Source organism: Enterobacter sp. DTU_2021_1002640_1_SI_PRY_ASU_LCPMC_013, assembly GCF_032389435.1.
GTDB lineage: Bacteria > Pseudomonadota > Gammaproteobacteria > Enterobacterales > Enterobacteriaceae > Enterobacter > Enterobacter hormaechei_C.
Genome location: NZ_CP135594.1, coordinates 3,759,050 through 3,784,208, shown reverse-complemented (window position 1 = coordinate 3,784,208; position 25,159 = coordinate 3,759,050). Strand labels below are relative to the sequence as shown.

Sequence of the window (25,159 nt, the reverse complement as noted above, 5' to 3'; positions counted from 1 at the left end):
AAATGCAGAGTTAATTAATGAACGTTAATTCATTCATTAAAAATCCCAGTCCTCGTCTTGCGTCTCCACCGCTTTACCCATCACGTACGACGAGCCGGACCCGGAAAAGAAGTCGTGGTTTTCATCGGCGTTGGGCGACAGCGCCGCGAGGATCGCCGGGTTCACCTCCGCCATTTCTGGTGGGAATAACGCTTCGTAGCCCAGGTTCATCAGCGCCTTGTTGGCGTTATAGCAGAGGAAGGCTTTTACGTCCTCTTCCCAGCCCGTTCCGGCGTACAGCTCTTCGGTATAGCTCAGCTCGTTGTCATACAGATCCATCAGTAAATCGAGGGCAAAACCTTTGAGTTCCTCGCGTTTTTCCGCGCTGACTTTCTCCAGCCCTTTCTGATACTTATAGCCGATGTAATACCCGTGTACCGCTTCATCGCGGATGATGAGGCGAATCAAATCGGCGGTGTTGGTGAGCTTGCCCCGGCTCGACCAGTACATAGGCAGCCAGAAGCCGGAATAGAAGAGGAAAGATTCCAGGAACACGCTGGCGATCTTCTTCTTCAGCGGCTCGTCGGCCCGGTAATATTCCAGCACCAGATCTGCCTTGCGCTGCAATGACGCGCTCTCTTCACTCCAGGCGTAGGCCGCGTCCACGTCTCTGGTCTGGCACAGGGTGGAGAAAATCGAGCTGTAGGAGCGGGCATGGACCGCCTCCATAAAGCTGATATTCGACATTACCGCCTCTTCGTGCGGGGTCAGCGCGTCGCTCATCAGCGCGGGCGCACCCACGGTATTCTGAATGGTGTCCAGCAGCGTCAGGCCGGTAAAGACGCGGATTGTCAGCTGCTGCTCGGCATGGCTCAGGGTTTGCCAGGCCGGAATATCGTTGGAGAGCGGGACCTTTTCCGGCAGCCAGAAGTTGCTGGTCAGGCGGTTCCAGACCTCCAGGTCTTTATCATCCTGAATTTTGTTCCAGTTAACGGCACTTACGCGTGACAGTTTCATCCTTTCTCCTTACAGCGCGCAGGACACGCAGCCTTCAATTTCGGTGCCTTCCAGCGCGAGCTGGCGCAGGCGAATGTAGTACAGCGTTTTGATGCCTTTCTTCCAGGCGTAGATCTGCGCTTTGTTGATATCCCGCGTGGTGGCGGTGTCCGGGAAGAAGAGCGTCAGCGACAGCCCCTGATCCACATGTTTAGTCGCCTCGGCGTAGGTATCAATGATCTTTTCCGGGCCAATCTCATAGGCGTCCTGGTACAGCGCCAGATTCTCGTTGGTCATAAACGGGGCAGGGTAGTAGACACGCCCGGTTTTGCCTTCCTTACGGATTTCAATCTTCGACACGATGGGGTGGATGCTCGACGTGGCGTGATTGATATAGGAAATGGAGCCGGTTGGCGGCACCGCCTGAAGGTTCTGGTTATAAATGCCGTAGCGCATCACCTCTTCACGCAGCTGTTGCCACATCTCACGCGTCGGCAGGGTGATGCCAGCGCGGGCAAACAGCGCGCGTACTTTTTCGGTTTTCGGCTGCCAGTCGCCTTCCAGATACTGGCTGAAATACTCTCCGCTGGCGTAGCGGGACTGCTCAAAGCCTGCGAACCGCTGGTGGCGTTCGCGCGCCAGCATCATCGAGGTATGCAGCGCATGCCAGGTGATGGTGTAGAAATAAAGGTTGGTGAAATCCAGCCCTTCCGGGCTACCGTAGGCGATGCCCTCCCGCGCCAGATAGCCGTGCAGGTTCATCTGCCCAAGGCCGATGGCATGCGACGCGGCGTTGCCCGCCTCAATGGACGGTACGCTGCGGATGTGGCTCATGTCCGATACCGCCGTCAGCCCGCGAATGGCGGTCTCTACCGTGCGGCCAAAATCGGGTGAATCCATGGTATGGGCAATATTCAGCGACCCGAGGTTACAGGAGATATCCTTGCCCACGTCCGCGTAGTCGAGGTTTTCGTCGTAGCTGGACGCGCTGTTGACCTGCAAAATCTCCGAGCACAGATTGCTCATGTTGATGCGCCCGGCAATCGGGTTAGCGCGGTTCACCGTGTCCTCGTACATGATGTACGGATAGCCGGACTCAAACTGAATTTCAGCCAGCGTCTGGAAGAAATCGCGGGCGTTGATGGTTTTTTTGCGAATGCGATCGTCGGCCACCAGCTCGTCGTACAGCTCGCTTATCGCCACGTCGCCAAAGGCTTTGCCGTAAATCCGCTCAACGTCATACGGTGAGAAGAGCGCCATGTCGGCATTCTCTTTAGCCAGCTTAAACGTGATATCCGGGATCACCACGCCAAGCGACAGGGTTTTGATGCGGATCTTTTCGTCGGCGTTTTCACGTTTGGTATCGAGAAAACGCAGAATGTCCGGGTGGTGCGCGTGCAGATAAACCGCGCCCGCGCCCTGACGTGCGCCAAGCTGGTTGGCGTATGAGAAGGCATCTTCCAGCATCTTCATCACCGGGATGACGCCGGAAGACTGGTTTTCGATGCGCTTAATCGGCGCGCCCGCTTCCCGCAGGTTCGAAAGCAGAAACGCCACGCCGCCGCCGCGTTTCGAAAGCTGTAGCGCCGAATTCACCGCACGGCCAATCGACTCCATATTGTCTTCAATACGCAACAGGAAGCAGGAGACCAGCTCGCCGCGCTGGGCTTTCCCGCAGTTAAGGAACGTTGGCGTGGCGGGCTGGAAGCGGCCGGAGAGGATCTCCTCCGTGAGTCTTTCGGCCAGCGCTTCATCGCCCTGCGCCAGCGTCAGCACCACCATCACCACCCGATCTTCAAAGCTTTCTAAATAGCGTTTGCCGTCAAAGGTTTTCAGGGTGTAGCTGGTGTAATACTTCCACGCGCCGAGAAACGTCTGGAAGCGAAAACCGCTGGCGTGCGCCCGTTCAAACAATGCCACCACGAAGGCGCGGTCGTAGCGTGTCAGGACACGCTCTTCGTAATAACCCTCTTTTACCAGCCAGTCGAGACGTTCCTGCTGGCTGCCAAAGACGACGCTGTTCGGGCGTACGTGAGCGGCAAAAAAGGCGTCCACCGCCTCATGATCTTTGCCAAACTGAATGCGCCCCTCCCGGTCATAGAGGTTTAGCATGGCGTTTAATGCGTGGTAATCCGGCGTCGCCTGAATCACGCGTTCTGCGGTTGTCGTTGCCAAAATTCGTTCACTCCTTTACGCACGTTCTCTACGTCCTGCTGTGTCCCCATCAGTTCAAAACGATAGAGATACGGCACGCCGCATTTTTGAGAGATGACATCCCCGGCGCGGGCAAAGGCCTCGCCGAAGTTGCGATTGCCTGCGGCGATCACGCCGCGAATCAGCTGCCGGTTATGGGGATCGTTCAGAAAGCGGATCACCTGACGAGGCACAGCCCCTGCGGTGCCGCCACCGCCATAGCTGGGCACCACCAGAATGTAGGGTTCGTCTACCTGAATACGCTCCCGCTCGTTCAGCGGAATGCGTATCGCGGGCAGCCCGAGACGCTCCATAAACCGAAGCGTGTTTTCCGAGCTGCTGGAAAAGTAGACCAGCGTGCTCATGCACTGACGCCCTGAGCGGCAAGGCGGTTGATCATGTCCGGACGGAAGCCAGACCAGCTGGTGTCGCCGGCAACGACAACCGGAAGCTGACGAAACCCCTGCGCCCGCAGGGTGTCTGCCGCGTCGGGCACCTGATCAATATTGACCATCTCAAATGCCACGCCGCGGCTCTCCATCGCCCGTTTCGTGGCGTGGCACTGAACACAATCGTTACGAGTGTAAATAATAATGCTCATGATTCGTATTTCCATTTAGAATGAGAGAACGGCGCGAGTAAACGCGTCATGTTGTGTGTGTCTTGCTAAAGGGAATACTAGATGTAGTTGCGATAAGTTTCAACCACACAAGATATGGGAAATAAAGATTAATAAGGCCCCAATGATGAGCCTGGCGGGGCAGGGCGGGCTGTGCGGGTTTTTCAGGCTGTCAGGCAAAGAAAAGCCCCGGCGCCTGAGGCGACCGGGGCTGAGAACGCGCGCTTACTTACGCAGGCTAAGCAGGGCGCCGACAAAAATCCCGACCGCCGCGATCGTTCCCAGCGTACAAAGCGGTTTTTCACGTACGAAGGTGGTGGCGCAGCTGGCCATGTCGCAGGCCGCCTGAGTGGTACGTGAGCGGCCATTCATCCTTGCCCGCGTTTCACGCAGCAGAGACTGAGCCTTACGTTTCGCGGCTTCTGCTTCGTCCTTCGCGTCAGAGCCCCAGGATTTCAATACGGCTTCCAGCGTGTCCGCTAATTGGCTGATATCGTTACGAATATCCTGTGTGTCGTCATTAATATCGTTTCGGTTCGGTCTGTTAAACATACGATCCTCCATAATTTGTGTTCCCGTTTAGTTTAGTCCAGAAATGTAATATCTGAAGCGAGTCACGGCTTATCGGGCAGTTTATGGAATATTCTGAAAGCCCTGCTAATGCTGAATACTGTAAGGTTGCCGGGCAGGAATGATAATGAGGAAAAGATATGTATTTACGACCCGATGAGGTGGCGCGCGTTCTTGAAAAAGAAGGGTTCACCATGGATGAGGTAACATCAAAAGCGTACGGATATCGCCGTGGTGAGAATTATGTTTACGTCAACCGTGAAGCAAGAATGGGGCGTACTGCTCTCATTATTCACCCGACACTCAAAGACAGAAGCCTGTCATTTGCTGAGCCCGCCTCGGATATTAAAACCTGCGATCATTATCAGCAATTTCCGCTCTATTTAGGCGGCGAGACGCATGAACATTATGGTATTCCGCACGGTTTCAGCTCGCGTATGGCGCTGGAGCGGTTCCTGAAAGGGCTGTTTGGCGACGTACAATAACTCTGCGACTGGCCTGAGCCAGTCGCCTTACCTTACGCTTTTGCCTGGCTATAAGGGCTGACTTTAAACAGGCGGCGGCAGTAGTCAAGAAAGTAACCGTACACCGCACCCATCAGCATGGATACCACGATATTTGAACTTACCGCAGCGGCGATTTGATGCCAGTCTGCGCCCACCGTCAGCAAAATAACCACATACACAGGGGACTGGAACGTTACGTAAGCCAGCACGTCCGCCAGGTTTTTTACCCAACCCGCCGGGCTAATACGCCGGGCTAAACGCATCACTGCATCGCGATACAGGCCGTACGGCCAGGCAATCATGATATTCACCGGAATGGCCACCAGGCGCGACGAGAGGGATTGCTCAAAGGACATTCCCGACAGGAAAATTTCAATCAGCATATTCACGACGGAACAGTAAACGACCATCGCGAACGTATCCGCTACCGCATGGCGCAGGCGAGACTGCGGTGAGAACATGTCTGAACTCCTCGAACAGGACAAAAAAGTGGCGTTTTACCTGCGGCCTTTAGTGCTTTAGGTTGGTTTGTTATGAGTGTATAGCGTATCTCTCTGGCTTTTAACTAACAAGTAGTGATTAATTTTTATTTACTGGCGCTTTAGCCATAAAATTCTCTAAAGTTGTGCGTTTTTTGCGCGCTTCGTTATTTTCTCTCCTTGTCCATATTTTATTAAAATAAATCAATGGATTAGTTTATCAGTGCGCGTGTGAAACCTCTGTTGTGTGGGAGAGTGGAGGCGGTTTTTTGAACTGTTTTAAACAGGGGTTTTTGGCCTGGGGAAGGGCGGTATATTACGCATTAAAACAGACATATATTTCGGGGTTATATTAACGGGATATTCTAAAACATTTACAATAATGTCAAAACGTCAGGGTGGGTAGATATCAGAACAAAAATCAATTATTCTGTTGTCTGATTTATGTTATACACACGAAGAAAGGTTTTTCATTATTATGGCTTTAACGTTACAGAATCTTAATAATATTCGTACCCTCCGGGCGCTGGCACGTGAATTATCCATGGATGTTCTGGAAGAAGTGCTGGAAAAATTCCGGATTGTCACTGAAGAAAAACGCAGCGAGCAGGCTGAATTAGAGCGTCAACGCGCTGAACAGCAGGATAAAATTAATGCTCTGCTGGAACTGATGAAAGCTGACGGTATTTCTCCGAGCGATCTGTTAGGCAGTGATCTGGCGCAGGCGGGTCAGCCGACGAAAAAACGTAAAGCGCGTGCGGCGAAATATCGTTTTATTGACGCGAACGGTGAAGAAAAAACCTGGACCGGCCAGGGGCGTACGCCAAAGCCAATTGCAACCGCACTGGCAAACGGTAAATCGCTGGACGATTTCCTGATCTGATGATTATTCGGGCGGTGTATTCCGCCCGATTATTGACTTAGCAGACGCCAAAGTCACCGTCTTCGGAGTACAGGACCACGTCCGCCGCTTTCAGGTGATATTTCTCGCCCTGCTCATTGCTGGCCTGCACAGCCACAATGTTTTCACCATTCACTTCGAGCACTTTCAGTTTCGGACCGCCCTGACGCGGTTGGACATAATCACCGACAGAAAACATAGCACCTCCTCATCATTGTCATGATCTTCACCATAGCCCACGTCCGGGGGCGGGGTACAGCCTAATCCTTCAGATACTCCTTATCAGGTACGTCGGTTCCACGGCATCACTTTCAGCAATCAGCGCGTTTGCCTGCTGCGGCGAAATAAGAGGAAGAGACATTGCGTTTCCTTACGGTCAATTTCAGAACAGTAGAGCATTTAAGGCGGGGGTTTAAGCCAGTGTAAAGAGGGTAAAGGCAGGTAAAAGCGCGAGAGACGCATGGCAGTTAACCGTAAACTGGCTACGCTTAGAGAAGTGTCTTTTATAATTTTCAATTGGTTAGCTTGCACGGAGTTTTTTATGGGTTTTTGGCGCGTTGTTTTTACGATTATTCTCCCGCCGCTGGGCGTGCTGCTTGGCAAGGGGCTGGGCTGGGCGTTTATTCTGAATATCCTTCTGACCATCCTGGGCTACTTCCCCGGTCTTATCCACGCGTTTTGGGTTCAGACGAAGAGCTAGGTACGCCACAGTAAGTCACTGTAGATCCGGGTCAGCACGCCTTCCGGGCCAAACTGCTGTTTGATCCAGCGCGTGACCTGACCGGTCGCCGCATGCTGCGTGGCGAGCAGCATGCGCGAATCCTGACGTGGATTATTGATCCGCCGCGTTACCAGCAGCCCTTCCTCCACCGCCTCACGCGTCATATATTCCGGTAAAAAGCCAATACCTTCCCCCAGGATCTGACACTGGCATTTCGTGTTGAAGTCCGGCACCAGAATCGCCTCCTGACCGTGAAGCAGCCAGCCCACCTTCTTGTTGATGGTATGCGCGGTGTCCTCGACCATGATATTGGGATACAGACGCAGCTGACTTTCGGAAATGGGCTCCGGGGCGAACGCCAGCGGATGCGTGGGCGCGATGGCAAATACCCAGCGGATCGCCCCTATCTCGGTGTAATCAATTCCGCCGCCGTCCAGCAGCGTATCCGGCGCGCCAATGGCGATATTGGCCTGATTATTAATGATGGAATCCCAGACGCCGTTATACACCTCGGTCGTCACTGTGATCTGGCAGGTGGGAAACTGTTTTTTCAGCACCTGGAGCAAACGCGCGGTATGGCGTGGCGTATACAAAAGCTGATTTATGCAGATGCGCACCCGCGTCTCAATGCCCTGAGAAATGGTATCAATCCCGCGCTTGATGGCATGAAAGTCATTCAGCAGGTCGGTCGCTTTACGATAAAAATAAAAACCGGATTCGGTCAGCTCAATGCTGCGCGTGTTGCGTACAAACAGCACCACGTCCAGTCCGGTCTCCATGCGTTTGATGGTGTAACTGATGGCGGAGGTGGTCACGCCCAGCTCGGCAGCCGCTTTGCTAAAACTGCCAAAACGTGCCGCGGTGGTGAAGGCCAGCAAATTCTCTTCGGTAAAGATGGAATTCATATTGTGGCTCCTGGTGACCATCAGTTTTGAACATATTTTAACAGCGGCGTTACATCATAGTTGATGTCGATCACAGTTCTGGATTTTTACGTAGAACCGCGCTGTGTAAGGCTTTTTCAGCCATAAGGATAATGCAGCCTGAAGCGCGTAAAAGCGGTAAAACATAAGAAAAAGGTTGCACAGACGCACATTTCTCCCGGACTGTTGAATTTAACTCAACAATGAATTGCGTGTCGATGAATCATTTTTAAGCGGATTCTTTTATGACCAGGCTGTTGCTATTCTCAGGTCATCAGAAGTGAAACATAGGAAGTCTGAATATGTCTGCAACTGCACTGGTTACAGAATTTCTGCTGGCGGCAGAAGAGGGCAATATCGACGCGCTAAAAGCCTGCCTGGAGAAAGGCGTTGATATTAACGCGACCAACCGCCAGAAAAGAACCGCCATTATTATTGCCAGCCTGAAAAAGCATTACGCCTGTGTGGAGTTTTTAATTGCCGCCGGGGCGGATATTGATAAACAGGACCAGACCTGTTTTAACCCCTTCCTGATCGGCTGCCTGACCAATGATTTAACCCTGCTGCGCATTGTCCTTCCGGCAAATCCGGATCTCGATCGTCTGACGCGCTTTGGCGGCGTGGGCATTACCCCTGCCAGTGAAAAAGGGCACGTTGAAATCGTGCGTGAGCTGCTGGAAAAAACCGACATCAACGTCAACCACACCAATTTTGTCGGCTGGACGCCGCTGCTGGAGGCCATCGTATTAAACGACGGCGGCGCAAGGCAGCAGGAAATTGTGAAGCTGCTGCTCGATCACGGCGCGAACCCGCACATGACCGATAAATACGGCAAAACCCCGCTCGAGCTGGCGCGGGAAAAAGGCTTCAACGCGATCGCAGACCTGCTGCTGGCGGCAGGCGCATAGTGCATTCGGTCAGCCTTCCCCTGGCTGGCCGTTAATCAATAAACGCATTGTTACCGACGTGCATTTAGCACGACGGCGGCCCCCTTTTATCTTAAACAGGTGAAAATAATGCCAACCAAAATCGTCATAAAAAAGAATACGTATTTCGATTCGGTTTCCTTAATGTCGGTTTCCACCAAAGCCAATAAATTGCCGGGCGTCGAGCAGGCGTTTGTGGCGATGGCGACGGAAATGAACAAAGGGGTATTAAAAAACCTCGGGCTATTAACGCCGGAATTAGCGGACGCGAAAAACGGCGACCTGATGATCGTTATTAAAGGCGACGCGGCGAATGAGGAAACCCTGGCCGCCATTGAAGCGTTATTCACGCGTAAAGAGCGCACTGGCTCCCATGAAGCACGCTACGCGACGATTGCCAGCGCCAAAACCCATCGTCCGGACAGCAACCTTGCGGTGATTTCCGTCAACGGCACCTTCGCCGCACGGGAAGCGCGCCAGGCGCTGGAAAACGATCTTAACGTGATGCTGTTCTCCGATAACGTATCGCTCGACGACGAGCTGGCGCTGAAGCAGCTGGCGCATGAAAAGGGTCTGCTGATGATGGGGCCAGACTGCGGCACCGCCATTATCAACGGCGCGGGGCTGTGCTTCGCCAACGCGGTGCGTCGCGGGCAGATTGGCATCGTTGGCGCCTCCGGCACCGGCAGCCAGGAGCTGAGCGTGCGCATTCACGAGTTCGGCGGCGGCGTGTCGCAGCTGATTGGCACCGGCGGACGCGATCTCAGCGAGAAGATCGGCGGCTTGATGATGCTCGATGCCATCGACATGCTGGAGGCGGACGACGCGACCCGGGTGATAGCGCTCATCTCCAAACCGCCTGCACCCGCGGTGGCTGTGAAAGTACTGGCCCGGGCACGCGCCTGCCGCAAGCCTGTGGTTGTGTGCTTCCTGGGCCGCAACGAACCGCCAGCCGATGAAGACGGTTTGCAGTTTGCTCGTGGCACCAAAGAGGCGGCCCTGAAAGCGGTGCTGCTTACCGGCATTAAAAAAGACACCCTGGATTTACATCCGCTCAACTGGCCGCTGATCGAAGAGGTACGCGCCCGCCTGACGCCGCAACAGAAGTACATTCGCGGCCTGTTCTGCGGCGGCACCCTGTGCGACGAAGCGATGTTTGCCGCGCTGGAGAAATTTGACGATGTTTACAGCAACATCCAGCCGGATCCGGCCAGGCGTCTGAAAGACATCAGCGTCAGCCAGGCCCACACCTTCCTTGATTTCGGTGACGACGACTTCACCAACGGCAAGCCACACCCGATGATCGACCCGACCAACCGCATCAGCCGCCTGCTACAGGAGGCGCGCGATCCGCAGGTGGGGGTGATCGTGATGGATTTCGTGCTTGGCTTTGGCGCGCATGACGATCCGGTGGGGGTGATGATCGAGGCGATCGAAGAGGCACAGGCGATCGCGAAAGCCGACAACCGTCCGCTGGAAATTCTCGGCTACGTGCTCGGCACCGATCAGGATCCGCAGTCGCTGGCGCAGCAGTGCCAGCTGCTGACTGACGCAGGCGTCATCTGGGCCAGCAGCAGCACCAATACCGGATTACTGGCACGCGAATTTGTCTGCAAAGGGGAGAGAGCATAATGACGACCTTATTCAACCAGCCGCTGAACGTCATTAACGTCGGCATCGCGATGTTCAGCGACGACCTCAAAAAACAGCACGTTCCCGTGACCCAGCTCGACTGGACGCCGCCGGGGCAGGGCAATATGCAGGTGGTGGACGCGCTGGATCGGCTGGCGGAAAAACCGCTGGCGGAGAAGATCGCCGCCGCTAACCAAATCGCCCTTGAGCGGATTATTCAGTCCCATCCGGTGCTGGTGGGCTATGACCAGGCGATCAACGTGGTGCCGGGCATGACCCGCACCACCATTCTGCACGCCGGTCCGCCTGTTACCTGGGAAAACATGTGCGGGGCGATGAAAGGCGCGGTTACCGGCGCGCTGGTGTTTGAAGGGCTGGCGACGGATCTGGACGATGCGGCAAGGATCGCCGCCAACGGAGATATTACGTTCTCGCCTTGCCACGAGCATGACTGCGTGGGCTCGATGGCGGGCGTCACCTCCGCGTCGATGTTTATGCACATCGTTGAGAACAAAACTTACGGCAACCGCGCCTTCACCAACCTCAGCGAGCAGATGGCGAAGATCCTGCGCATGGGGGCTAACGACCAGAGCGTGATCGAGCGCCTGAACTGGATGCGCGACGTGCTCGGCCCGATGCTGCGCGACGCGATGAAGATTATCGGCGAAATCGACCTGCGCCTGATGCTGGCCCAGGCGCTGCACATGGGCGACGAGTGCCACAACCGCAACAACGCGGGCACCACGCTGCTTATTCAGGCGCTGACGCCGGGGCTGATCCAGGCGGGCTATCCGGTGGCGCAGCAGCGTGAAGTGTTCGAGTTTGTCGCCAGCAGCGACTACTTCTCCGGTCCGACGTGGATGGCGATGTGTAAGGCCGCGCTGGATGCCGCCCACGGCATTGAGTACAGCACCGTCGTCACCACCATGGCGCGCAACGGCTACGAGTTCGGCCTGCGCGTTTCCGGCCTGCCGGGGCAGTGGTTTACCGGCCCGGCGCAGCAGGTGATCGGCCCGATGTTCGCGGGCTATAAGCCGGAAGACTCCGGGCTGGATATCGGCGACAGCGCGATTACCGAAACCTACGGCATCGGCGGCTTTGCAATGGCGACGGCCCCGGCCATCGTTGCGCTGGTGGGCGGCACGGTGGAGGAAGCCATCGATTTTTCTCGCAAGATGCGCGAAATCACCCTCGGCGAAAACCCGAACGTCACCATTCCGCTGCTGTCGTTTATGGGCATCCCGACCGCCATCGACATCACGAAGGTCGCAGGCAGCGGCATTCTGCCGGTCATTAATACCGCCATTGCCCACAAGGACGCCGGGATCGGCATGATTGGGGCGGGCATTGTTCACCCGCCGTTTAGCTGTTTTGAAAAGGCGCTGTTAACCTTCCGCGATCGCTACGTTCTATAAGGTATGCATCCATGAAAAACATGAAACTGGAGTGGAAAAGAGGTGACTGGGCAGCTTATTTCGGGTTGATGACCAACAACCTGACCAATTTGCTGACCATGATGGGGCTGCTCATTTTTGTCGTCGGCATCCCGAAGGAGATTGTTTATGGACGCATCGCGCCAGCCTTCGGGCTGGCGGTGCTGGTGGCGAGTCTTTGCTATACGTGGTTTGGCCTGCAAATGGCGCGCGCCACCGGACGAACGGACGTCACCGCGCTGCCGTCCGGCCCGAGCGCGCCGTCGATTTTTACCGTGACCTTCCTGGTCTTAATGCCGGTTTACCAGCAAACCGGCGATGCGGATTTCGCGATTCAGATTGGCCTGGTGTGGTGCTTTGTGGAAGCGATGATCCTCGCGGGCGGTTCCTTCCTGGGGGAAACCATCCGCAAGATGATCCCGCGTACCGTGCTGCTGTCGTGCCTGTCCGGTCTTGGCCTGCTGCTGCTGGCGATGAACCCGATGTTGCAGGCGTTCGAAGCGCCGACCGTGTCGTTTATCGTCCTGCTGCTGATCTTCATTAACTGGTTCGGTAAAAAGCCGATTTTCGCCAAAATCCCGACCGGCCTGCTGCTGTTAATTGCCGGTACTCTGCTTGCGTGGATCTCCGGCCTGCAAAGCCCGGATGCCATTAAAACGTCCATGTCATCATTCGGCTTTAACCCGCCAGAAGTGCACGTGGACAGCTTCATGCAGGGACTGCCGCACGCGCTGCCGTATCTGGCGTCCGCCGTACCGCTGGGGCTGGCGAACTACATCTTTGACCTGGAGAACATCGAAAGCGCCCACGCGGCGGGGGATGAATACCCGACCCGCAAGGTAATGCTGGCGAACGGTCTGGCCTCGATGCTCGGCTGCCTGATGGGCAATCCGTTCCCGGTCACGGTCTACGTCGGCCATCCTGGCTGGAAAGCGATGGGCGCCAGCATCGGCTACACCCTGGCGTCCGGCGTGACCATGTTCATCGTGCCGCTGTTCGGGCTGGGGGCCTTTATGCTCGCCATCATACCGATGACCGCCATCGTGCCGATTCTGGTGTTTATCGGCGTCGTCACCGCCAACCAGGTGGTGAGGGAGACCCCGAAAGTGGAGGTGCCCGTCATCTTCATCTGCCTGTTCCCGTGGATCGCCAACTGGGCGCTGACCATGATGAACAGCGTGATGAGCGCGGCGGGGACCAGCGCGGCGAAAATCGGCACCGACGTGCTGCACAGCAAGGGGATCTACTACGAAGGGCTGATGCATCTAGGCAACGGCGCGCCGCTCGCCAGCATGCTCTGGGGCTGTATCGCCATCTTCGCCATCCTCAACAAACCGCTGCGTGGGGCCGTCGCGGCGGCCGGTGGAGCGCTGCTGGCGCTGTTTGGGGTGATCCACGCGCCGGTGGTGGGCTTTGCCGAGGGCAGTTCCCTGATGTTCGTCACGGCCTACCTGATGATGGGCGGGATGTTTGTGGTGAAGCATGTGCTGGATACCTCTGTTAATCCCCCTCTCCCTGTGGGAGAGGGCCGGGATGAGGGCACCAGAACGCACCTTCTAAAGGAAACAAAATGAAAGAGCTTATGGTCGTCGCCATCGGCGGCAACAGCATTATCAAAGACAACGCCAGCCAGTCGATTGAGCATCAGGCGCAGGCGGTCAAAGCGGTGGCAGAGTCGGTGCTCGAAATGCTGGCCTCGGACTATGACATCGTGCTCACCCACGGCAATGGCCCCCAGGTGGGGCTGGATCTGCGCCGCGCCGAAATCGCCCACGAGCGGGAAGGGCTGCCGCTGACCCCGCTGGCAAACTGCGTGGCGGATACCCAGGGCGGGATCGGCTACCTGATCCAGCAGGCGCTCAACAACCGCCTGGCGGCGCGCGGGGAACAAAAAGCGGTCACGGTCGTCACCCAGGTGGAGGTGGATAAAAACGATCCTGGTTTTACGCACCCGACGAAACCCATCGGCGCGTTCTTCAGCGAGGCGCAGCGCGACGAACTGCAACTTGCGCACCCGGACTGGCATTTTGTTGAGGATTCAGGCCGGGGCTATCGCCGCGTGGTGGCTTCACCGCAGCCGCGACGCATCGTTGAGGCAGACGCTATTAAGGCGCTGACGCAGAAAGGATTTGTGGTGATCGGCGCGGGGGGCGGAGGCATTCCTGTGGTGCGCAGTGAACAGGGCGATTACCAGAGCGTGGACGCGGTGATAGATAAAGATCTCTCCACCGCGCTGCTGGCGCGCGAGATCCGCGCCGACGTGCTGGTGATCACCACCGGCGTGGAGAAAGTGTGCATCCACTTCGGCAAGCCAAACCAGCAGGCGCTGAGCACGGTGAACGTGGCGCAGATGACGCGCTACATGGAAGAAGGGCATTTTCCGGCTGGCAGCATGTTGCCGAAAATCGTCGCCTCGCTGGAATTTTTACGCCATGGCGGCAGGAGGGTAATCATTACCTCGCCGGACTGCCTGCCCGCGGCGCTGCGCGGTGAAACGGGTACCCACATTATTAATGAAGGAAGATAAGATGAGTGAGAATAAAAGCCGCCGCGAGTTTATCAGCCAGAGCGGCAAAATGGTTACCGCCTGCGCGCTGTTTGGCGCCACGGGTTCCGTCGCGTATGCTGCCGATTCTGCAAAGGCAACCTGCGAGACGGGTAAACCGATGAACATCACCGCGAAACATTACTATCTCGACAACGTGCTGCTGGAAGCCGGGTTTAACTTCGACGGCAGCGTGGCGACAAGTACCCGCACCGAGCTGAAAACGCTGGAAATCAAAGACGGGAAAATCGTCGCCCTGCGCGACAACAACAGCCACGCGGACGCGACCCTGCCGCACTTCGACGCGGGCAAAAAGCTGATGCTCCCGGCGATGCGCGACATGCACATTCACCTGGATAAAACCTTCTACGGCGGCCCGTGGCGCTCCCTGAACCGTCCGGCGGGCACCACCATTCAGGACATGATCCGCCTTGAGCAGAAGCTGCTGCCGGAGTTACAGCCCTACACGCAAGAACGCGCCGAAAAGCTGATCGACCTGCTCCAGTCCAAAGGGTCAACCATCGCCCGCAGCCACTGCAACATAGAGCCGGTTTCCGGCCTGAAAAACCTGGAAAATTTGCAGGCGGTACTGGCGCGCCGGGGCGCAGGCTTTGACTGCGAAATCGTTGCCTTCCCGCAGCACGGCCTGCTGCTGTCTCATTCTGAAAAGCTGATGCGCGAGGCGATGCAGGCGGGGGCGCATTACGTGGGCGGGCTGGACCCGACCAACGTCGACGGCGCGATGGAGAAATCCCTCGACACCATGTTCCAGATTGCGCTGGATTATGACAAAGGGGTGGATATCCATCTGCATGAAACCAGCCCGGCGGGCGTGGCGGCGGTGAACTACATGGTACAAACCGTGGAGAAAACGCCGGCGCTGAAGGGGAAGCTGACCATCAGCCACGCCTTCGCCCTGGCGACGCTTAACGAGCAAGAGGTGGATGAGATCGCCACCCGCATGGCGGCACAACAGGTGACCATCGCCTCCACCGTGCCGATTGGCACTCTGCACATGCCGCTGAAGCAGTTGCGTGATAAAGGCGTGTTTGTCATGACCGGTACCGACAGCGTGATCGACCACTGGTCGCCGTACGGTCTGGGGGACATGCTGGAGAAAGCCAACCTCTATGCACAGCTCTATATTCGCCCGAATGAGCAGACGCTTTCGCGCGCGCTGGGCATTGCCACCGGCGACGTACTGCCGCTGAACGACAAAGGTGAGCGCGCGTGGCCGAAAGCGCAGGATGACGCCAGCTTTGTGCTGGTGGATGCCTCCTGTTCCGCCGAGGCCGTGGCACGCATCTCTCCGCGTACCGCGACGTTCCATAAGGGGAATCTGGTCTGGGGCTCTGTGGGCTAATGTGGTGCCGGGTGGCGCTGCGCTTACCCGGCCTACGGTTCGGAGATTTTGTAGGTCGGGTAAGGCGAAGCCGCCACCCGACAATGCAGTATACTGCTATGCACATTCTTAAAGAGGGATCTGCCATGGCACAAAACATCTACGACAATCCGGCGTTTTTCGAAGGCTACGCTCAGCTTCCGCGCTCGGTGCAGGGGCTGGACGGCGCGCCGGAGTGGCCTGCGCTCAGGGCGATGCTGCCGGATTTAACCGGCAAATCGGTTATCGATCTCGGCTGCGGCTATGGCTGGTTCTGCCGCGCGGCGCGTGAGCTGGGCGCGTCTGACGTCACGGGCGTGGATATCTCCGAAAAGATGCTCGCTCGCGCAGTGGAGCTCACCGCCGATCCACAGATTCACTATCAGCGTAGCGATCTGGAGTCTCTCAAGCTCAACGAAAACAGCCTCGATCTGGTCTACAGCTCGCTGGCGCTGCACTATCTGCCGGAACTGAACACATTATTTGCCCACGTTCAGCGCGCGCTTAAACCCGGCGGTTGCCTGGTCTTCTCTATGGAGCACCCGATTTACACCTGCGCCTCCCGTCAGGGCTGGCTGACGGACAACAGCGGCGAGCGGTTCTGGGGCGTGAACCATTATCAGGACGAAAGCCAGCGCGTCAGCAACTGGCTGGCAGACGGGGTGATTAAATACCACCGTACGCTGGGCACCACGCTTAACGCGCTGATCAAGGCCGGATTAACAATAAGCGAAGTCAATGAGTGGGGACCAACGCAGGCGCAAATTGACGCCTGGCCCGCGCTGGCAGAAGAGGCAGAGCGCCCGATGCTGGTGCTGATCGCCGCCCGTAAGGCTTAATAACCGACTTTATACACCCGCCCGCTCTGCACCCCTTCGACGCTGCGGCGGTAAGCCTGCGCAACGGTCGCGGCGGGAACGCTTTCAAAGCCCGGGAAGAAGCCGTCGTACGCTTCGGCGGATTCGGTCAGCACCGTCGGGCTGATCAGGTTAATGCGAATACCGCGCGGCAGTTCACAGGCCGCGGCGCGCACAAACCCTTCCAGCGCGGCGTTAACCGTGGTGGCATTCACGCCCTGGGCAATCGGCTCGTGCGCCACAATCCCGCTTATCAGCGTAATCGAGCCACCTTCGTTCAGGTAGTGCTGGCCGGTCAGCGCCAGACGAACCTGCCCCAGCAGCTTATCCTGCAAACCCTGGTTGAACTCGCCATCGGTCATGGTTGAGAGCGGGCCGAAGTGCAACCCTCCGCTGGCGGAGACAATCGCATCCACCGGACCGATCTTTTTGAACAGCGCCTGCACGCTCGCCTGCGAGGTGATATCTACCTGATGGTCGCCCTGCGTGCGACCCACGCGGATCACCTCGTGACGACGGCTTAGCTCTTCTGTCACAGCATGACCGACCGTACCGCTGGCACCAATAATGACGATTTTCATAGCAGACTCCTTATGTTGTGAGCCTTCATTCTTTAATAAATAAAAATTCAGATAAACTGGGCTGATGTTAGAAGATTGCTAACCAGAGGTTCGTAATATGGATAAGCTTCGCGGCATGGAGACGTTCATCGCGGTGGTGGAAAGCGGCAGCTTTACCGGCGCGGCGGCCCGGCTGGAGATGTCGGCGGTAATGGTCGGGAAGTATATTGCGCAGCTGGAATCGCAGCTCGGTACGCGGCTGCTGGAGCGCAACACCCGTCGCCAGAGCCTGACGGATGCCGGACGCGTTTATTTCGAAGAGGCCAGGCGCGTGCTGGAGCAGGTCTCGATTGCTGAAAACGCGGTTGAGCGCCTGCGAGCCACGCCCGCCGGCACCCTGCGCGTGACGGCGCCTACCTCGTTTGGCGGCTGCATTATCGCGCCTCTGACGGCCACGTTTTTGCAGCGTTACCCGGAAGTGCGCATCGAACTGGATCTCACCAACCGAATGGTGGATCTGGTAGAGGAAGGGGTCGATCTGGCCATTCGTATCGGTGAGATCCGTAATGAGGATCTGGTGGCGAAATACCTGTGTCCCTACAACATGGTGATCTGCGCCGCGCCGGATTATCTGGCGCGTCACGGTACGCCGCAAACGCCAGCCGATCTGGTGGATCACCTGTGCCTGTCGCACACGGTCTGGACGGCGCGTAACGAGTGGCGGCTGCCGGGAGTGGAAGGCGAAGTGCGCTGGAAGCGTGATGCCGTCTTACGATGCAATGACGGCTACGGCTTACGCATGGCGGCGCGAGCCGGGGCGGGACTCCTGCTGCAACCGGAAGTGCTGGTGGCGGAAGAGCTGGCGAGCGGCAGGCTGGTTCGGGTTCTGGAAGCGTTTACGCCCGCGCCGAGGCCGGTGCATTTACTGTGGCGTCAGGATTTGCGGCCGCTGCCTAAGCTAACGGAATTTAGTGCCCATATTCTGCTAAGATTGGGCACAATATAAAAAAAGAAGGTAAGTAAAGAATGTCTGCAAACAAACTCGCCAGCAGCGCGCAGGGCCTGCAATCCTCTGCCATCCGTGAATTATTAAAACATAGCAAAATGGCAGGCGTGATTTCGCTGGGTGGCGGTATTCCAAATCCGGACCTGTTCGATCATGAGGGTTTAAAAATCGCTGCTGATGCCGTGCTGTCTCAGCATTTTGGCGAAGCGTTCCAGTATGGCCTGACGGAAGGCGTCCCGGGGCTGCGCGAAGAGATCCAACGCATCTGTGAAGGTCGCGGCATCGCCTGTAAAGCCGATGACGTGGTCATTACTTCCGGCTCGCAACAATCGCTTGACGTGCTGGCGCGGGCGTTAATTAACCCGGGCGATACGGTCGTCGTGGAGCGGCCTACCTACCTCGCCGCGTTGCAGGTCTTTGGCCTGGCGCAGGCGAATTTTGAATCCGTTGGCACCGACGGCGACGGCATGAAAGTGGATGAACTTGAAGCACTGGTAGCCACCAAAACCATCAAAGCGGTTTATATCGTGCCAACCTTTGGTAACCCGGGCGGCGTGACGCTCTCCGAAGCGCGTCGTAAACAGCTGGTGGAATTATCGAAGCGCTATGACTTCGTGATTATCGAAGACGACCCGTACAGCGAGATCAACTACACCGACGAAGCGTTCCGCCCGCTGATTGCTCATGCCAAAGATATCGGCAATGAGGATAACGTGGTGTACACCTCCACCTTCTCTAAAATCCTCGCGCCGGGCACCCGCGTGGGCTGGGTGCTGGTGCCGGAGTGGCTGAAGCGCGCGGTGGTGAACCTCAAGCAAACCACCGATCTGCACACCAGCACGCTGTCGCAGCTGATGACGTACGAGTATCTGAAAACCGGTCGTCTGACGAATCAGATTAAAATGATCCGCGAAGCCTATCGCCAGAAATACCAGACCTTTGCAACGGAACTGGAAGCGGAGCTGGGCGATGTGATGTCGTTCCACAAGCCAAAGGGCGGCATGTTCCTGTGGGCGAAAATGAACAACGGCATCAATACGACGAAATGGCTGGAAAAAACGTTGAGCAACGGCGTCGTGTTTGTGCCGGGTGAGTTCTTCTACTGCAACGAGCCGGACCATACCACGCTGCGCATGTCTTTCGTTACCCCAACGGATGAGCAGCTTAAAGAAGCGGTTCGACGCCTCAAAATTTCCCTGTAACAGGATGCGCATAATGGCAGATGCCGTTATGCGCTGTTCCCGTGCAGGGTAACGTCTGGCTTGCCGGATTTTCGCTTCGCCATGACTTCCGCAACGGTTTTTATCCGGCTTAACTCCTCCTGCGTGCGGGAGTTAGATTGCGCTTCCCAGATATCAACGTTTAGCTGTAAGTTCAGCCAAAATTCAATAGTGGTATTAAAGGCTTTTGCCAGTTTGATCGCCATATCGGCAGTAAGTTTGCGATTGTTATTGACCAACGCGCTTACGGTATTGCGGTGTACATTTAGCATCTCTGCCAGATCGTTGATTTTCAGATTGAGCGGTTCAAGATACTCATACTGCAACACCTCGCCCGGCGTGGTGGGTTTGCGGAGTGCCTGTTCAAGTGTCATAGGTTATGCCTCACTTGTGTTGCGTGTACTTGTGTGGAGAGAGATAGAGATCGTCTGCTTTTCCCTCTGACCAGCGAAATAAAAGCCTGTATTGTCTGTTTACCCGGATAGAGGAATATCCCTTCAACGGAGGACTCAATGCTTCATACATATTGCCCGGTGGCGATCGTAAATCCAGGTGCGACATGGCCGCATTGATGATGTCGAGCTTTCTTGCAAGCGCTGTTTCCAGATTCAAAGGAATAACATTGCTCGATCTCCCGTAGAGAAAAAAATCCTCAAGCCATTGATCCCGAAAATGATTAATCATAATGCTGGTAAGCTCCAGTCCTTGAAGCTGAGTGGATAGTAATGCACTCCTGCACTGTGCGCAAGTGCGTTTTGTCTGCGAGTAATATTACCCTGGTCATGGCTGAAGGGAAGTGTGATGCATGACTAAAGGTTAATTCTTCGAGGCGGATTCAACGTCTTGCGTGCGGATTAATGCCCGGCGGCGCTGCGCTTGCGCGGGCCTGCGAGAATGTAGGCCGGGTAAGGCGCAGCCGCCACCCGGCGTTTGACTACCGCTCCCTCAGCGCCTCCTTCGCCCGGTTAAACGGTTTGATCATATAATCCAGCACCGTTTTCTCCCCGGTCTTGATATCCACCGTCGCTATCATCCCCGGCACGATCGAGAAGTGCCTGCCCGCCTTATTCACCAGATAATCCTGGCTGGTACGGATAAACACCCGGTAATAGAACACCTCCGGCTTCGCTTCGTCCTGAATAGTGTCCGGCGAAATGGTCTCCACCACCCCGTGTAGCCCACCGTAAATCGCGTAATCGTAGGCGGTGATTTTCACCAGCGCCTCCTGATTAGGGTGGATAAAGGCGATATCCCGCGGCGAGAGGCGGGTTTCAATCAGCAGGTGATCGTCCACCGGCACAATTTCCATCAGCTCACCGTTGGGCGGGATCACACCGCCAATCGTTGTCACTTTGATGTTTTTCACGATCCCGCGCACCGGAGACTTCACCGTCAGACGAGTAACGGAATCCTCGCGGCCTTTCAGGATCGCTGACACCATATCCACCTCGGCGTTGGCCTTCGACAGCGCTTCACGGGCCTGCACGTAATACTGGGAACGCACGTCGGTGAGCTTCAGCTCCAGGTCGCTTTTCTGCCGTTGCAGGCGCAGCACTTCCACGTGGCTGGCGGCCCCGGTTTTCACCAGCCGCTGGGTGATCGCCAGCTCTTTGTTCGCGAGATCTAACGCGGCGCGCAACTCCCGCTGGGTATCCTCAAGCTGGGCGCGGCGCGAGTTGTAGAGCCGCGTTTCAGCGGCGGTCAGGTCGGTCCATTTCGCCAGGGACGGCGGGAATTTGAGCGGCAGATCGTTCACCTCGGCATACAGACGCGCGCTGGAGGCCAGCGACGCGCGGTAACGCGCCGCGCTTTCGCCGACGTTGGATTCCGAGCGGGTAGGATCCAGCCGCGCCAGCACCTGTCCGGCCTGCACCTGATCCCCTTCGTGCACGTTCAGCTCGGTGAGGATGCCCCCATCCAGCGACTGCAAAACCTGCTCGCGTGAGCTGGGGATCACTTTCCCGGTACCGGTTGAGACTTCGTCCAGCACCCCGAACCACGCCCAGACGCCAAGCACCACAAACATCAGCAGGGAGAAGAAAACAATGCGCCGGGCACCGGTATAACCGCTTTCTGAGTCGAGCGCGTTATCCAGATCTTCTACTGCGGCAACGTCACGCTGACTGATTTTCATTTTTCCACTCCCGTCCGGTTGCCTGCTGCTGTTGCTGCATACGGCTGTTGTTCAGCGCCTGGGCTTTTGGCGCGTCCATCACCAGCATGCCATCTTTGAGTACCACCACGCGCTCCACCAGCTCCAGCACCGGCACGCGGTGGGTCGCGACAATCAGCGTACGGTTGCCAAGCCACGCCCCGAGGCGCTGAATAAATTCCCGCTCGGTATGTTCATCAAGAGAGGCGGTCGGTTCGTCCATCAGCACGATATTCGGATCGCGCAGCAGCATCCGCGCCAGCAGAACAGACTGCCGCTGCCCGCCGGACAGCCCGACGCCGTTCTCCATAATCGGGTAATCCAGCCCCTTCGGCAGCTTCTGCACAAAGCTGGCCGCGCCGCACATCTCCAGCACCTCGAAGATCTCTTTATCGGTGGCGCGTGGCATGCCGAGCGTGATGTTCTCGCGCAGGGTGCCGTAAAACAGCCGGGCGTTCTGGGTCATAAAGCCAACGTTTCGCCGCACGTCAGCCACGTCCAGATGCGGCAGGCTGAGGTTGTCGAGCCGCAGTTCACCGCCCGCCAGATCCATCCCGCCTGCCATCGCCTGCAACAGGGTTGATTTGCCCGCGCCGTTGCGCCCGAGGATCGCCACTTTCTCGCCCGCTTTGATCTCCAGACGGTTAATGCGCAGCGCCATGCGCGGATCTTCCGGGTGATAGCGGAACTGCGCCTGCTCGAACAGGTAATGTCCGCGCAGCACGTCCTGACGGATCGGCGTCTCTTCGCGCTGATTCTCGGTCGGCAGCTGCATAATGCTGTCCAGCCCCTCTTTGGCCGCCTTTACCTGCTGCCAGCGGGCCAGCACGCCGCACAGCGTCGCCATCGGGGCGATCATCCGTGAGGCGAGCATTGAGGCGGCCACCACTGAACCGGTGGTTAAGGTGCCGTCGATCACCATCGGCGCGCCCACCACGATCACCCCGGCATACACCAGGCTCTGAATGGTCATCCCCCAGCTGATCAGGTTCTGCGTCAGCTCGCGGGTGCGCAGGCCGGATTCGGCGGTGATCTGGATATAGCTGTTCCACTGCTGCAAAAAGCGGTTCTCCGCCTGCATCAGCTTGATGTCCTCCAGCCCCTGCACGCTCTCCACCAGCACCGCGTTGCGCAGGGTCGATTCATGCGCCGACTGCTTCGCCAGCTCCGCCAGCTTCTTTTGCAGCAGCAGGCCGGGCAGAACCATGATCACCGCCGCCACCGGGGCGATCCACGCCAGCTGCGGGGCGATGATCGCCAGCACAATCACAAACAGGATAAAAAACGGCAGATCGACGATGGTGGAGATGGTGGAGGAGGTGACCATCTCGCGGATCTGCTCCAGCTCGCGCAGCTGGGAGATAAAGCTGCCGGTGGATCGCGGAATGGCGCTGTGGCGCAGCCGCAGCGCGTGGCCGAACACCCGATCCGAGACGCGCAGATCCGAGCGTTTACCCAGCAGATCCATAATGTGTCCGCGCGCCACGCGCAGCACAAAGCCAAACAGCGTGGCGATCAGCACCCCGATGGTCAGCACATAGAGCGTCGGATAGGACTGGGCGGGGATCACCCGGTCATACACCTGCATGGAAAAGACGATGCCCGAGAGGGAGAGCACGTTAATGAACAGTGCCGCCAGCATCACCCAGCTGTAAGGGCGAAGGTCGCGCATCACCAGCCGGTAGAGCCAGTCCGGGCGGTATTTGGAGATATAGGCATCCACGCGGCTGTCCTTCAGCGCCGCCAGCGGACGCAGGGCGATGACGTGGCGGATGGCAGGCAGCATCGCGCTCATCGACAGGCGGTTGGTGTGCGTGCTGTCGTCGAAAAAGCTGACCTCAAGCGTATCCTCGCCGTCGAAATTGTCGATCACGCCGATTTTACCGTCGTTCAGCTCAACCACCACCGGCAGACGCCAGCTGTTGATAGCGTGCTGATCGGCCGTCAGCAGCTGGAATGTCAGCCCGGCTTCACGGGCGAGCTGCGTCAGCGCGGGCACCATCGGTTTGCCTTTCAGCCACGGCGCGCCGGCGATCAGCGAGCCTGGCGAACAGGCAACGCGATAGCGCGTCGCCACATAGCCAAACGCCTGCGCCCACTGCTCCAGCGCCCCATCCGTCATATTTTCACCCTGCGGAATATCGCGTTGCTTCATGGCTGGATCTCCACGGTCTGGATGGTGCGGTTTTCAAGATCGAACGCGTGACGCAGGCGCCCGGTGTTGTACAGACAGTTGAGCTGAAGCTGATGCATCTGTCCGGCGGTTTGCTGTTGGGTAAAGCGCGCCTGATACACCTCCTGCTCGGCGTTGAGCACGTCGAGCAGCGGGCGGGAACCGAGATCGAGATACTGCTGCTGATACAGCTCGCGGGTACGGGCGCTGAGCGCTTCCTGACGGCCCTGGATCTGAAGCGTGCTCATCAGGCTCATCACCTGGCTGCGCGCTTCCAGCAGTTTTTGCCGCACCTCAAGACGGGTGCGCTGGATGGTGGACTGGGCGGATTCCACCGCGTGTCCGGCGGCGTTACGCCGGGCGGTTAGGCCGCCGCCCTGATAGAGCGGCATCTGCACTTTTACCCACGCGGAGTACTGGGTGCGGTCCCGCGTTTCGTTGCCGGCGTAGCGGTCGTTCAGGTAGTGACGAACTTCCGGCTCCAGCGAAACGGTAGGGGTCATTTGCGCGTTGGCATAGTCGAGATTAGCCTGCGCGACGTTGGCCTGCGCCCAGGCCGCTAATACCGAGGGCACCAGACGATCGTCCGGCTCGGCGATGTCGCAGCTGCGGGCCAGGCTCTGCGGAAAGTCATTGCTGACCGCGTTCAGGCTGTCCCAGCCCAGCAGGCTCATCAGCGTGGCGCGCGAGCTGTCGAGGCTGGCCTGATACTGCATCAGCTGCGCACGCGCCCCTTCGATGCGGGCGTCGGTCTGCACCACGTCAGAGAGTGACGTTGCGCCTTCATCATTACGTTGTTTCGTCAGGGTGCCGATGGAGGACAGGGCATCCAGCTGTTCTTTGGCGGTCTCGACCATCTGCTGCCAGGTCTGCACCTGCACCATGGCGATGGCGGTATCGTGGGCGATGGTGTCGATGCTCACCAGCACGTTGGCCTGCTGCTGGGCGACGCCCGCGTTTTCCGCGCGTACCTGGCTTGCGACTTTGCCGAAGTCGTAAAGCATTTGCGAAAGAGAAAGCACCAGCGAAGGGGTAAAGCCATTATCGTCACCGTCGTGGCTATAGCCGTTATCCATGCCGGCGTTAATTTGCGGATAATATTTCGATTTGGCGACGTCCACATTTTCGCTCTGCTGATAAAGTTTGCCGACGGCTTCACTGATGGCCGGATGCCAGGTCACGGCGCGGTTAACCGCTTCATTCAGCTGTAGCGTGCCGGGGGCGGCTTTGCTGGCTACGGGCGCCACGCGACCATTTAAAGAGGGGAGTTCCTGCGTTTCGCTTAATTGTCCGGTATTAATCATCGCCGCAGGGTTTGCCGCGATAGCGGGCACAGATATCAGGCAGCACGAGAGCCACCAGTAAGGCATCTTCTTTCCCATGTCTT

General features: G+C 57.3%; 26 protein-coding genes. 12 read left to right on the top strand and 14 right to left on the bottom strand.

Features of this window, described 5'->3' with window-relative positions; translation table 11 throughout:
- Positions 1-36 precede the first annotated feature (36 nt).
- From nrdF to RS584_RS18025, 5 genes are all read right to left on the bottom strand, one after another.
- Positions 37-996, bottom strand: a complete 960-nt coding sequence (nrdF, locus tag RS584_RS18045) for a class 1b ribonucleoside-diphosphate reductase subunit beta (RefSeq protein ID WP_017382773.1) — start codon at positions 994-996, stop codon at positions 37-39.
- A gap of 9 nt (positions 997-1,005) precedes the next feature.
- A complete protein-coding gene (gene nrdE, locus RS584_RS18040) occupies positions 1,006-3,150 on the bottom strand; it encodes a class 1b ribonucleoside-diphosphate reductase subunit alpha (protein ID WP_315748409.1) in 2,145 nt (714 codons plus the stop codon).
- Positions 3,123-3,533 carry a class Ib ribonucleoside-diphosphate reductase assembly flavoprotein NrdI gene (nrdI, locus tag RS584_RS18035; protein WP_015571656.1) on the bottom strand — a complete coding sequence of 137 codons (411 nt, stop codon included), beginning with the start codon at positions 3,531-3,533 and terminating at the stop codon, positions 3,123-3,125. Before nrdI ends, nrdE begins: the two co-directional genes overlap by 28 nt.
- A complete protein-coding gene (nrdH, locus tag RS584_RS18030) occupies positions 3,530-3,769 on the bottom strand; it encodes a glutaredoxin-like protein NrdH (RefSeq protein WP_017382770.1) in 240 nt (79 codons plus the stop codon). The genes nrdI and nrdH overlap by 4 nt, the downstream gene beginning before the upstream one ends.
- Positions 3,770-4,012: 243 nt before the next feature.
- Positions 4,013-4,339, bottom strand: coding sequence for a DUF883 domain-containing protein (locus RS584_RS18025; protein WP_315748408.1), 327 nt, complete (start codon positions 4,337-4,339; stop codon positions 4,013-4,015).
- A gap of 158 nt (positions 4,340-4,497) precedes the next feature.
- Here RS584_RS18025 and RS584_RS18020 point away from each other — a divergent pair, with 158 nt between their 5' ends.
- Positions 4,498-4,842: a DUF2002 family protein gene (locus RS584_RS18020; RefSeq protein WP_006811693.1), complete on the top strand. Its 345-nt coding sequence runs from the start codon at positions 4,498-4,500 to the stop codon at positions 4,840-4,842.
- A 32-nt stretch (positions 4,843-4,874) separates the two neighbouring features.
- Here the strand turns inward: RS584_RS18020 and alaE are convergent, their stop codons facing one another.
- Positions 4,875-5,324, bottom strand: coding sequence for an L-alanine exporter AlaE (gene alaE, locus RS584_RS18015; protein WP_015571653.1), 450 nt, complete (start codon positions 5,322-5,324; stop codon positions 4,875-4,877).
- A gap of 496 nt (positions 5,325-5,820) precedes the next feature.
- Here alaE and stpA point away from each other — a divergent pair, with 496 nt between their 5' ends.
- The gene (gene stpA, locus RS584_RS18010; protein ID WP_022651717.1) at positions 5,821-6,225 is read left to right on the top strand and encodes a DNA-binding protein StpA; all 405 of its coding nucleotides are present in this window, start codon (positions 5,821-5,823) and stop codon (positions 6,223-6,225) included.
- Between the two features lie 37 nt (positions 6,226-6,262).
- On the opposite strand, the gene RS584_RS18005 is transcribed toward stpA, so the two are convergent.
- Positions 6,263-6,442, bottom strand: a complete 180-nt coding sequence (locus RS584_RS18005) for a hypothetical protein (RefSeq protein ID WP_015571651.1) — start codon at positions 6,440-6,442, stop codon at positions 6,263-6,265.
- Positions 6,443-6,784: 342 nt separating this feature from the next.
- Between RS584_RS18005 and RS584_RS18000 the strand changes: the two genes are divergently transcribed.
- On the top strand, positions 6,785-6,943 hold the full coding sequence (locus tag RS584_RS18000) for a YqaE/Pmp3 family membrane protein (RefSeq protein ID WP_003862203.1): 159 nt from the start codon (positions 6,785-6,787) through the stop codon (positions 6,941-6,943).
- Here RS584_RS18000 and RS584_RS17995 read toward each other — a convergent pair.
- Positions 6,940-7,869: a LysR substrate-binding domain-containing protein gene (locus RS584_RS17995; protein WP_023295311.1), complete on the bottom strand. Its 930-nt coding sequence runs from the start codon at positions 7,867-7,869 to the stop codon at positions 6,940-6,942. The genes RS584_RS18000 and RS584_RS17995 overlap by 4 nt on opposite strands.
- A 320-nt stretch (positions 7,870-8,189) precedes the next feature.
- Here RS584_RS17995 and RS584_RS17990 point away from each other — a divergent pair, with 320 nt between their 5' ends.
- The 7 genes from RS584_RS17990 (at position 8,190) to RS584_RS17960 (ending at position 16,643) form a co-directional block, all read left to right on the top strand.
- Entirely contained in the window at positions 8,190-8,795 is a 606-nt protein-coding gene (locus RS584_RS17990; RefSeq protein ID WP_193042555.1) for an ankyrin repeat domain-containing protein, read from the top strand.
- A 108-nt stretch (positions 8,796-8,903) separates the two neighbouring features.
- On the top strand, positions 8,904-10,445 hold the full coding sequence (gene fdrA / locus RS584_RS17985; protein ID WP_193042556.1) for an acyl-CoA synthetase FdrA: 1,542 nt from the start codon (positions 8,904-8,906) through the stop codon (positions 10,443-10,445).
- On the top strand, positions 10,445-11,860 hold the full coding sequence (locus tag RS584_RS17980; RefSeq protein ID WP_315748407.1) for a DUF1116 domain-containing protein: 1,416 nt from the start codon (positions 10,445-10,447) through the stop codon (positions 11,858-11,860). The genes fdrA and RS584_RS17980 overlap by 1 nt, the downstream gene beginning before the upstream one ends.
- A gap of 11 nt (positions 11,861-11,871) precedes the next feature.
- Entirely contained in the window at positions 11,872-13,452 is a 1,581-nt protein-coding gene (locus tag RS584_RS17975; RefSeq protein WP_017382763.1) for a hypothetical protein, read from the top strand.
- A complete protein-coding gene (locus RS584_RS17970; protein WP_063138610.1) occupies positions 13,449-14,405 on the top strand; it encodes a carbamate kinase family protein in 957 nt (318 codons plus the stop codon). Before RS584_RS17975 ends, RS584_RS17970 begins: the two co-directional genes overlap by 4 nt.
- A gap of 1 nt (position 14,406) precedes the next feature.
- Positions 14,407-15,786 (top strand): amidohydrolase family protein, encoded by a 1,380-nt coding sequence (locus tag RS584_RS17965; protein WP_045141884.1) that lies wholly within the window; start codon positions 14,407-14,409, stop codon positions 15,784-15,786.
- A gap of 125 nt (positions 15,787-15,911) precedes the next feature.
- The gene (locus tag RS584_RS17960; RefSeq protein ID WP_017382760.1) at positions 15,912-16,643 is read left to right on the top strand and encodes a class I SAM-dependent methyltransferase; all 732 of its coding nucleotides are present in this window, start codon (positions 15,912-15,914) and stop codon (positions 16,641-16,643) included.
- Here the strand turns inward: RS584_RS17960 and RS584_RS17955 are convergent.
- Positions 16,640-17,242 carry a short chain dehydrogenase gene (locus RS584_RS17955; protein WP_032654728.1) on the bottom strand — a complete coding sequence of 201 codons (603 nt, stop codon included), beginning with the start codon at positions 17,240-17,242 and terminating at the stop codon, positions 16,640-16,642. The two genes, RS584_RS17960 and RS584_RS17955, sit on opposite strands and share 4 nt — an antisense overlap.
- 97 nt (positions 17,243-17,339) lie before the next feature.
- On the opposite strand from RS584_RS17955, the gene RS584_RS17950 reads away from it, so the two are divergent.
- Together RS584_RS17950 and RS584_RS17945 are read left to right on the top strand one after the other, a co-directional pair.
- Positions 17,340-18,227 (top strand): LysR family transcriptional regulator, encoded by an 888-nt coding sequence (locus RS584_RS17950; RefSeq protein ID WP_315748406.1) that lies wholly within the window; start codon positions 17,340-17,342, stop codon positions 18,225-18,227.
- A gap of 20 nt (positions 18,228-18,247) precedes the next feature.
- Positions 18,248-19,429 (top strand): PLP-dependent aminotransferase family protein, encoded by a 1,182-nt coding sequence (locus RS584_RS17945; RefSeq protein ID WP_315748405.1) that lies wholly within the window; start codon positions 18,248-18,250, stop codon positions 19,427-19,429.
- A 26-nt stretch (positions 19,430-19,455) separates the two neighbouring features.
- Here the strand turns inward: RS584_RS17945 and RS584_RS17940 are convergent, their stop codons facing one another.
- The 5 genes from RS584_RS17940 to RS584_RS17920 form a co-directional block, all read right to left on the bottom strand.
- Positions 19,456-19,821 (bottom strand): HigA family addiction module antitoxin, encoded by a 366-nt coding sequence (locus RS584_RS17940; RefSeq protein WP_032669343.1) that lies wholly within the window; start codon positions 19,819-19,821, stop codon positions 19,456-19,458.
- A 10-nt stretch (positions 19,822-19,831) separates the two neighbouring features.
- Positions 19,832-20,131 carry a type II toxin-antitoxin system RelE/ParE family toxin gene (locus RS584_RS17935; protein WP_315748404.1) on the bottom strand — a complete coding sequence of 100 codons (300 nt, stop codon included), beginning with the start codon at positions 20,129-20,131 and terminating at the stop codon, positions 19,832-19,834.
- A 250-nt stretch (positions 20,132-20,381) separates the two neighbouring features.
- Positions 20,382-21,581, bottom strand: a complete 1,200-nt coding sequence (locus RS584_RS17930; RefSeq protein WP_017382757.1) for an HlyD family efflux transporter periplasmic adaptor subunit — start codon at positions 21,579-21,581, stop codon at positions 20,382-20,384.
- Positions 21,562-23,754: a type I secretion system permease/ATPase gene (locus tag RS584_RS17925; protein WP_315748403.1), complete on the bottom strand. Its 2,193-nt coding sequence runs from the start codon at positions 23,752-23,754 to the stop codon at positions 21,562-21,564. The genes RS584_RS17930 and RS584_RS17925 overlap by 20 nt, the downstream gene beginning before the upstream one ends.
- Entirely contained in the window at positions 23,751-25,154 is a 1,404-nt protein-coding gene (locus tag RS584_RS17920; RefSeq protein WP_315748402.1) for a TolC family outer membrane protein, read from the bottom strand. Before RS584_RS17920 ends, RS584_RS17925 begins: the two co-directional genes overlap by 4 nt.
- Positions 25,155-25,159 lie beyond the last annotated feature (5 nt).

Bases quoted from the DNA above. Each gene is read 5' to 3' on its own strand.
- nrdH (WP_017382770.1), bottom strand. From the start codon at position 3,769: ATGAGCATTATTATTTACACTCGTAACGATTGTGTTCAGTGCCACGCC.
- RS584_RS18005 (WP_015571651.1), bottom strand. From the start codon at position 6,442: ATGTTTTCTGTCGGTGATTATGTCCAACCGCGTCAGGGCGGTCCGAAA.
- RS584_RS17925 (WP_315748403.1), bottom strand. From the start codon at position 23,754: ATGAAGCAACGCGATATTCCGCAGGGTGAAAATATGACGGATGGGGCG.
- RS584_RS17940 (WP_032669343.1), bottom strand. From the start codon at position 19,821: ATGACACTTGAACAGGCACTCCGCAAACCCACCACGCCGGGCGAGGTG.
- RS584_RS17920 (WP_315748402.1), bottom strand. From the start codon at position 25,154: ATGGGAAAGAAGATGCCTTACTGGTGGCTCTCGTGCTGCCTGATATCT.
- nrdF (WP_017382773.1), bottom strand. From the start codon at position 996: ATGAAACTGTCACGCGTAAGTGCCGTTAACTGGAACAAAATTCAGGAT.
- RS584_RS17990 (WP_193042555.1), top strand. From the start codon at position 8,190: ATGTCTGCAACTGCACTGGTTACAGAATTTCTGCTGGCGGCAGAAGAG.
- RS584_RS17930 (WP_017382757.1), bottom strand. From the start codon at position 21,581: ATGAAAATCAGTCAGCGTGACGTTGCCGCAGTAGAAGATCTGGATAAC.
- RS584_RS18020 (WP_006811693.1), top strand. From the start codon at position 4,498: ATGTATTTACGACCCGATGAGGTGGCGCGCGTTCTTGAAAAAGAAGGG.
- RS584_RS17945 (WP_315748405.1), top strand. From the start codon at position 18,248: ATGTCTGCAAACAAACTCGCCAGCAGCGCGCAGGGCCTGCAATCCTCT.
- RS584_RS17960 (WP_017382760.1), top strand. From the start codon at position 15,912: ATGGCACAAAACATCTACGACAATCCGGCGTTTTTCGAAGGCTACGCT.
- fdrA (WP_193042556.1), top strand. From the start codon at position 8,904: ATGCCAACCAAAATCGTCATAAAAAAGAATACGTATTTCGATTCGGTT.
- RS584_RS18000 (WP_003862203.1), top strand. From the start codon at position 6,785: ATGGGTTTTTGGCGCGTTGTTTTTACGATTATTCTCCCGCCGCTGGGC.
- RS584_RS18025 (WP_315748408.1), bottom strand. From the start codon at position 4,339: ATGTTTAACAGACCGAACCGAAACGATATTAATGACGACACACAGGAT.
- RS584_RS17970 (WP_063138610.1), top strand. From the start codon at position 13,449: ATGAAAGAGCTTATGGTCGTCGCCATCGGCGGCAACAGCATTATCAAA.
- RS584_RS17980 (WP_315748407.1), top strand. From the start codon at position 10,445: ATGACGACCTTATTCAACCAGCCGCTGAACGTCATTAACGTCGGCATC.
- RS584_RS17950 (WP_315748406.1), top strand. From the start codon at position 17,340: ATGGATAAGCTTCGCGGCATGGAGACGTTCATCGCGGTGGTGGAAAGC.
- RS584_RS17935 (WP_315748404.1), bottom strand. From the start codon at position 20,131: ATGATTAATCATTTTCGGGATCAATGGCTTGAGGATTTTTTTCTCTAC.
- alaE (WP_015571653.1), bottom strand. From the start codon at position 5,324: ATGTTCTCACCGCAGTCTCGCCTGCGCCATGCGGTAGCGGATACGTTC.
- RS584_RS17995 (WP_023295311.1), bottom strand. From the start codon at position 7,869: ATGAATTCCATCTTTACCGAAGAGAATTTGCTGGCCTTCACCACCGCG.
- RS584_RS17975 (WP_017382763.1), top strand. From the start codon at position 11,872: ATGAAAAACATGAAACTGGAGTGGAAAAGAGGTGACTGGGCAGCTTAT.
- RS584_RS17955 (WP_032654728.1), bottom strand. From the start codon at position 17,242: ATGAAAATCGTCATTATTGGTGCCAGCGGTACGGTCGGTCATGCTGTG.
- nrdI (WP_015571656.1), bottom strand. From the start codon at position 3,533: ATGAGCACGCTGGTCTACTTTTCCAGCAGCTCGGAAAACACGCTTCGG.
- RS584_RS17965 (WP_045141884.1), top strand. From the start codon at position 14,407: ATGAGTGAGAATAAAAGCCGCCGCGAGTTTATCAGCCAGAGCGGCAAA.
- stpA (WP_022651717.1), top strand. From the start codon at position 5,821: ATGGCTTTAACGTTACAGAATCTTAATAATATTCGTACCCTCCGGGCG.